The sequence below is a fragment of the Actinoallomurus acaciae genome (assembly GCF_042429965.1).
Taxonomy (GTDB): domain Bacteria; phylum Actinomycetota; class Actinomycetes; order Streptosporangiales; family Streptosporangiaceae; genus Actinoallomurus; species Actinoallomurus acaciae.
This window is the reverse complement of record NZ_JBHLZP010000487.1, coordinates 1-6,361: the sequence shown is the minus strand read 5'-3', so window position 1 is coordinate 6,361 and position 6,361 is coordinate 1. Positions and strand designations below refer to the sequence as shown.

The window sequence follows — 6,361 nt, the reverse complement described above, 5'->3', positions numbered from 1 at the left end:
GAGCCGCAGGCGAGGACCGAACGGCCCACCGGCGCCGTGAGCCGGCCGCCGGCGCCGACCCCGGGCCTCCCCCGGGCCGCCGACGGGACGGACGTCCACGCCTGTCACGACGGGAGCTGCGAGATCCTCCTCACCAGGCGGACGAAGATCCCGCTCGACTCCCGATTCGGCTTCAAGACCTTCTCCTTCGACCCCGCCGACTCCACCTGGCGGTACAGCTACCCCGGCGGGGGCAGCGGGCGCCTGAAGTGGCTCGCGCCTCCGTACAGCGGCTCGTGGGCCGGGCCGACCGCCCGGCAACAGCTCGTCATGACCGTGGTCGCCTCCGACGGATCCCGAGCGGTCATCTCCCTGCGCCCGGGAAGGTGAGCCCCGCCGACCTTGTGCCCCGCCGACCTTGTGCCCGCCGACCTTGTGCCCGCCGACCTTGCCCGCCCGTCCCCGGGTCAGGAAGATCGTCTCTATGAGATCTTTCGGCAGCCTCGCCGAGTTCGCGGCGGCCAAGGGCGGGCACCTGGGTCACAGCGCCTGGCGCGAGGTGACGCAGGAGCAGGTCGGCATGTTCGCGGACGCCACCGACGACCATCAGTGGATCCACGTGGACCCCGAGCGCGCGGCCGAGAGCCCCTTCGGCGGCACGATCGCCCACGGATACCTCACCTTGTCCCTGGTGACCGCCTTCATGGCAGAGATCTTCTCGATCGAGGGCCTGACGATGGCCGTCAACGTCGGCCTGAACAAGGTGCGCTTCCACGCCCCGGTCCGGGTCGGATGCCGAGTACGCGGCGGCGCCGAACTGATCGACCTCAAGAACTCCCCGGCCGGAAAGCTGTCCACGGTCCGGGTGACCGTCGAGGCCGAAGGCCAGAAGAGAGCCGCCTGCGTCGCCGAGACGCTGTCGCTCTACGTCGCCTAGGGCCTGTTCGTGGAATGTGTAGCCACTATTGTTCTTTGATCCCGGTACCCCGGTAGGCGTCCAACACTTGCTCGGCCTCCCTCCGGACCCGTGCATCTGCATCGTTGCGCGCTACGACGCGAAGCACCGGATAGAGCTCTGGCCACTCCATATAGACAGCCGCCCGAGCCGCTGCCGCCCGCACCATCGGGTGACGGTAAGAAATACCGTGCGTTAGAGCGGCCATGTAGCGCTCCGTGTAGTCCGGTGGTGCGGAGATGCCGAGTCGAAAAATTCTCGCCACCATTGTCCACTTTCCAGGTAATGGCGGCCAGTCCCGGCCGCCTCTCGACACCCGGCTTCCTTTTCCATCCCATTCGCTCTGCGAATGCCTCTGCGTCGGCCCAGCCGTCGGCCCGGAAAATCAGACGCCTGCTACGGCGCGGATTTTCGTTCGCCATACGCGCTTCCCGCCTTTCGTGTACGGACGGACCGTGCGCATTTGCAAAGCCGTCAGGCGCCTCCCGGCACCGCGACCGGAACATGCCGCACTCTACGCGGCCTGCGCGGCGGACCTGTCGCCGCCGAAGGGGGCCGTCCGTTCGAGTCCCGCCGTGCGGCGATCGGCCGAGCGTTCCGAGGCTCGGCGATCGCCGCACGTCATGTGCCCCGAAGGGCCGGGACCCGTTTACCCGGTGAAGCCCTTGAAGATGTCGGTGAACTCGTACGTGCTCTGGCTGATGCCGCTGCACGTCGGGGACACGGTGCCGTTCGGGCAGCCGCCGTTGTCCCGTCCGACCGACCAGAAGCCGAGGTAGCCCACGTGGTTCGACTGGGCGTAGCTCAGCACCTGCTGGGCGATGGCCTGGGTGGTCGTCGGGCCCGTGTCGTTCTTGCCGATCATCGGGGTCAGGCCCAGCATGGCCTTCAGGTCCGCGTCGCTCTTGCCCGGCCAGATCTGTTTCATCTGGGCCAGCGTCGCGTTCGCGGCGGAGATGATCGCGCTGCCCCAGTCGCCGGTGTAGCCGAAGTCCATCAGCATCGGGTTGACCGTGACGTTCAGCCCGCGTGACGCGGCGTCCTGGAGGATCTGCACCGAGAACGGGTCCACGCCGTAGTCCTGGCCCTGCACCCGCAGCGTGTAGGTGATGGCGGTGCCGCGCTCGCTCTGCAACTGCTGAAGCGCGGTGTTCACGGTCGCCACCGGGATCGTGGCCTCCACGTCGACGTCGAGGCGGTTGCTGCCCACGGCGTCCAGCGCCTTCTTGTACGCGTCCTCCAGCGCGGCGCTGGAGGAGCAGGTGTTCTCCAGGTACGGCCCGGCGGCGCCGCCGGTGGCCACGGTCACGTCGCCGCCGACGCCCTTGAGGTCGTTCACCTCACCGATGACACGTGAGTCGTTCAGCGCGACCGTACCGCCCCAAGAGGGGTCGCAGCCGGCACTGTCGGCCAGGGCGAAGGCGAGCGTGAAGTGCTTCTGGCCGGTCGCGTTCGCCACGTCACGCAGCGCGGGCGTGGCCATCGTGATGTCCACGTACGGCGAGAACCGGCCCGTGGCGGCGTGCGCCGGCGCGGCGGGCGACAGCAGGAGGGCGAGGGGCAGCAGAAGCGCCCCGAGGATGACTCTCTTCATGTGGCGGGGGACCTTTCTCGATGCGGGGAAAGACCGGTTCCCGGCCGGGGCCTGGCGGGACGCCGCGACCGGGAACCGGGGCTCAGCCGGTGAACCGGGCGATGATCCGGGCGAAGTCGTACGGCTGCTGGTCCACGCCGCTGCACGCGCCGTCGACCCAGCCGACGTTCCCGGTGCAGACGCGATCGCGGTTGAGGGACCAGAACGACAGCCGGGCGAGGTGGTGCGTGCTCGCGTAGCCGAGCAGCGTCGTGAACGTGTCGGTGGTGAACAGCTCACTGGGCTGGTCGGTGTGGCCGTTCATGAGCGTCAGGCCGGTACGCGCGTAGACCTCGTCGGAGGACAGGTCGGGGCGCAGCGCGGCGAGCTGGGCGTGGGCGTCCTCCATCACCTTCTCCACGTCGGCCGCCATGGTCGCCGCGGGGCCGCCGTAGTCGAACGCCATGACGGCGTACGTGTCGATGTCCGCGCCGTTGTCCGTCGCCCGCTGGATCTCGGCCCGGTCCAGGTCGCTCAGCCCGACCGTGGTCACGGGCATGGTCAGGGAGACGTCGAGGGCGCGCCCCGCGGCGGCGGCGTTCTGCTTCAGGATTCGTACGGCCTGGAACCGGCGCGTCTCGCCGGCCACGTCGCCGAGGTCGTCGCCCTCGATGTCCAGGTCGATGTGGGTGAGCCCGTACGCGTCGATGACCTGCTGGTACGCCTGCGCGAGCGAGGTCGCGTCGGGGCAGGCGGCGCCCAGCTCGACGCCGTTGTAGCCGCCGAAGGAGACGGCGACGTCGCCGCCGGCCGCGCGCAGGGCGTCGACGTCGGCCTGCACGGTGGTGTCGTTCAACGCGGGCTGCGTGCCGTCCCAGGTCGGCGTGCAGCCGCCGCCGTTCGGGGCGAGCACGAAGGCCAGGATGAGCTGCCGGACGTTGCCGGTTATCTCGGAGATCGGTTGCGGGTCGTTGTCGAGCGGCATGAAGTACGGCGCGGCGCGCAGCGGAGCCGCCGCGCGGGGCACGGCGGACGCGGGCGCGGCGGACGCGGGACGGACGGTGAGGATCAGCAGGCAGGCGGTCAGGGCCGCCCATGCACGGTGGCGGACACGCACGAGTCCTCCTAGCGGGTGCCCGCACGAGGGCGGGCAGGGGTCGCGGTGGCAGTCGCTGTCGCGGCGTCCGGCGTGCCCCCCGTACCCGCACCGTGCCGACGCGGCATTGACACGAGTGGACTAGATCCGGTCAGGATCCGTCAATATCTAACAGGAAACTTTCCTATAAATCAGTGTTATCGACCTGAAGGTACAGAACGCCGGGCTACGCTCGCGGGCATGGCCAGGCCGAAGCGGTTCGAACCCGATGTCGCCGTCGCAGCCTCTACCACAGCAAGCACGCGCTGTTCACGCGGGCCCTGAGGCACTATCGCGACACCCGCGCGGCGACGCTCATCGAGACGCTGAAACGACCGGGACCGGTACGCGAACGCCTCCGCGGCGCCCTGGAGTCCCTGATCGAGATGGATCTCGGCACCCCCGGCCGTGATCCCCGGGCACTGGCAAGCCTGCTGCTCAACACGGTCGTGGGCATGCGAGTGATCGCCAAGTCCACCGACACCCCCGACCGCCTGCACCGAACCGTGGACGCCCTGCTCGACTCCCTCTGACCGGCACCAAAGGTCGCCGCGCTCATCACACCGGGGAACGCGCGCAGCGTCGCCTCGTCGACGGGTGGTCTCGTCAAGACGGCCTGACCGTGCTCCGGGGCGTGCGTGATTCGGCTCGTGGAGGGAGGCCCGTCTCGCCGGGAGGTGTGGTTTGATCGGCGGGAGATCGGGTGGTGGCCCTGTTCCCCGGACGGGAGGCCGCGGGCGATGCTTCGTTTTCTGGTCCGCCGGACGCTGACCGGCGTGCTCGTACTGTGGCTCGTCACCACGCTCGTCTTCATTCTGTTCTTCGCCACCTCCCGCGACCCGGCGGCCCGGTTCGCCGGCAAGTCCGCCACCCCGGCGACGCTCGCGCTGCTGCGCCACCGGCTGGGTCTGGACGAACCCCTGCCGCTCCAGTACTGGCACTTCCTGACGCGGCTGCTGTCGGGCGACCTCGGCTACTCGTACGCCACCCGGAGCTCGGTCGACGGGCTCATCGGGGACGCGCTGCCGGTCACCGTGTGGCTGACCTGCGGCGCCGCCGCGCTGTGGCTGCTCGCCGGGGTGTTCACCGGGGTCATCAGCGCGACCCGGGCGCATTCGGCCGTGGACCGGGGCATCACGTTCCTCGTGATCGTCGGCACGTCCGTACCCGCGTTCATCACTGCGGCGACGCTGCTCTACCTGCTGGCGTTCAAGCTGCCGATCTTCCCTCTCGGCGGGTACGTGCCGCTCCGCCAAAACCCGGTGGGATGGTTACAGCACCTGCTGCTCCCGTGGGTCACCGGGGCGCTCCTGCAGTCGGCCGTCTACACCCGGCTGACCCGCGGCTCGCTGCTCGACGTGCTCGATGAGGACTACGTCCGTACGGCACGCGCGAAAGGGCTGAGCGAACGCCGGGTGGTCTACCGGCACGGCCTGCGCTCGGCGCTGACGCCGATCGTCACGCAGTTCGGCATGGACCTCGGGGCGGTGCTGAGCGGCGCCCTGGTCACCGAGACCGTCTTCGGCCTCCAGGGGATCGGCGAGCTCACCGTCCGGTCGATGACCGCCGGCGACCTGCCGGTCATCATGGCCGTCGTGCTGCTCGCCGCCGTCGGCACCGTGGTCACCAACCTCCTCGTCGACGTCGTCTACGCCGTTCTCGACCCCCGCGTACGCCTCACCTGAGTACGACCTGTCCTTACAGGTCACAGCGCCTTGACGGTACGGATTGGTACTCTCCTGCCATGGCCCCGCAAGACCTCGCCAACCTCGCGCTCCTGCGGCGGGCGCGAGATCTGATCGACCGGGAGTACGCACGTCCGCTCGACGTGCCGACCATGGCCCGGCACGCGCTCATGTCACCGGCGCACTTCTCGCGGCAGTTCCGGGCGGCCTACGGCGAGACTCCGTACAGCTACCTCATGACCCGCCGCATCGAGCGGGCGATGGCGCTGCTGCGCACGGGGATGAGCGTGACCGACGCGTGCATGGCGGTCGGCTGCACCTCACTGGGCTCGTTCAGCTCCCGGTTCACCGAGATCGTGGGCGAGACGCCGAGCGCCTACCGCCTCCGCGACCACCACGCCCTGACGGGCATACCCGCATGCGTGGCCAAGGTGCACACCCGCCCGACGAGGGCGTGACGCAGGCCCGGGGAGAGCGGTGGTGCGCTCTGAACTGCTGAGCACCCCGGACGACGGGGCTCGAAACACGGTCTAGGTGTACTGCCCAGGGACGTTGGTCAAGCGGGTGATGGGTGGTCGGCCGCCGGTTGTGGTGGGGTCGGTGGTGATTGTAGAAGTGGAGCCAGGCCGGGAGGGCTTTGCGGCGGGCTTGTTCTGAGCGGTAGAAGCGGTCCAGGGCCCGGCCGTCGGGGAGGGTGTGGTGGAAGCGTTCGGCTTTGCCGTTGGTTTGCGGCCGGTAGGGCCGGGTCTTTTTCGGGACGGTGCCTGGCTCGGCGCAGGCCTGGTGCCGGGCCTGGGATCGGTAGGCCGCGTCGTTGTCGCTCAGGACGCGTTCGGTGGTGGTGCCGTGGGCGGTGAACCAGGTCACCGCGTTGCGCGGGACGCCGATGGCGGTGGTGGCCGGCGACGCGTGCGTGGTCATCGACGACGGTGTGGACGTAGGCGGTGCCCAGGCGGGGTTCCGTAACGGGCGTTGCGGGCACCGGTGCGCTTGGCGGTGGTCTCGCGGTTGCGTTTGCCCTGGGCCCGGCCGGC

At 69.7% G+C, this 6,361-nt stretch carries 7 protein-coding genes and 1 pseudogene; 5 read left to right on the top strand and 3 right to left on the bottom strand.

All coding sequences use genetic code 11. From position 1 onward, the window contains the following. Together ACFFNX_RS39545 and ACFFNX_RS39540 are read left to right on the top strand one after the other, a co-directional pair. Positions 1–369 (top strand): hypothetical protein (locus tag ACFFNX_RS39545; RefSeq protein WP_378211283.1); only part of this gene is annotated, 369 nt, incomplete at its 5' end. Between the two features lie 94 nt (positions 370–463). Beyond that, positions 464–916 (top strand): MaoC family dehydratase, encoded by a 453-nt coding sequence (locus ACFFNX_RS39540; protein ID WP_378211282.1) that lies wholly within the window; start codon positions 464–466, stop codon positions 914–916. Positions 917–1,583: 667 nt separating this feature from the next. Here the strand turns inward: ACFFNX_RS39540 and ACFFNX_RS39535 are convergent. Together ACFFNX_RS39535 and ACFFNX_RS39530 are read right to left on the bottom strand one after the other, a co-directional pair. Further along, positions 1,584–2,528, bottom strand: a complete 945-nt coding sequence (locus tag ACFFNX_RS39535; RefSeq protein ID WP_378211281.1) for a chitinase — start codon at positions 2,526–2,528, stop codon at positions 1,584–1,586. 82 nt (positions 2,529–2,610) lie between these two features. Continuing rightward, on the bottom strand, positions 2,611–3,624 hold the full coding sequence (locus tag ACFFNX_RS39530) for a chitinase (RefSeq protein WP_378211280.1): 1,014 nt from the start codon (positions 3,622–3,624) through the stop codon (positions 2,611–2,613). 404 nt (positions 3,625–4,028) lie between these two features. Here ACFFNX_RS39530 and ACFFNX_RS39525 point away from each other — a divergent pair, with 404 nt between their 5' ends. The 3 genes from ACFFNX_RS39525 to ACFFNX_RS39515 all read left to right on the top strand — a co-directional run bounded on the left by ACFFNX_RS39525 (position 4,029) and on the right by ACFFNX_RS39515 (position 5,785). After that, a complete protein-coding gene (locus ACFFNX_RS39525; protein ID WP_378211279.1) occupies positions 4,029–4,175 on the top strand; it encodes a hypothetical protein in 147 nt (48 codons plus the stop codon). Positions 4,176–4,382: 207 nt separating this feature from the next. Beyond that, positions 4,383–5,327, top strand: a complete 945-nt coding sequence (locus ACFFNX_RS39520) for an ABC transporter permease (RefSeq protein WP_378211278.1) — start codon at positions 4,383–4,385, stop codon at positions 5,325–5,327. Positions 5,328–5,386: 59 nt separating this feature from the next. Beyond that, on the top strand, positions 5,387–5,785 hold the full coding sequence (locus ACFFNX_RS39515) for a helix-turn-helix transcriptional regulator (RefSeq protein ID WP_378211277.1): 399 nt from the start codon (positions 5,387–5,389) through the stop codon (positions 5,783–5,785). A gap of 72 nt (positions 5,786–5,857) precedes the next feature. On the opposite strand, the pseudogene ACFFNX_RS39510 reads toward ACFFNX_RS39515, so the two are convergent. After that, a pseudogene (locus ACFFNX_RS39510) lies at positions 5,858–6,361 on the bottom strand (integrase core domain-containing protein); the annotation flags it as partial.

Excerpts from the sequence above, each read along its gene's own strand:
- ACFFNX_RS39540 (WP_378211282.1), top strand. The coding sequence starts at position 464 with ATGAGATCTTTCGGCAGCCTCGCCGAGTTCGCGGCGGCCAAGGGCGGG.
- ACFFNX_RS39535 (WP_378211281.1), bottom strand. The coding sequence starts at position 2,528 with ATGAAGAGAGTCATCCTCGGGGCGCTTCTGCTGCCCCTCGCCCTCCTG.
- ACFFNX_RS39525 (WP_378211279.1), top strand. The coding sequence starts at position 4,029 with ATGGATCTCGGCACCCCCGGCCGTGATCCCCGGGCACTGGCAAGCCTG.
- ACFFNX_RS39520 (WP_378211278.1), top strand. The coding sequence starts at position 4,383 with ATGCTTCGTTTTCTGGTCCGCCGGACGCTGACCGGCGTGCTCGTACTG.
- ACFFNX_RS39515 (WP_378211277.1), top strand. The coding sequence starts at position 5,387 with ATGGCCCCGCAAGACCTCGCCAACCTCGCGCTCCTGCGGCGGGCGCGA.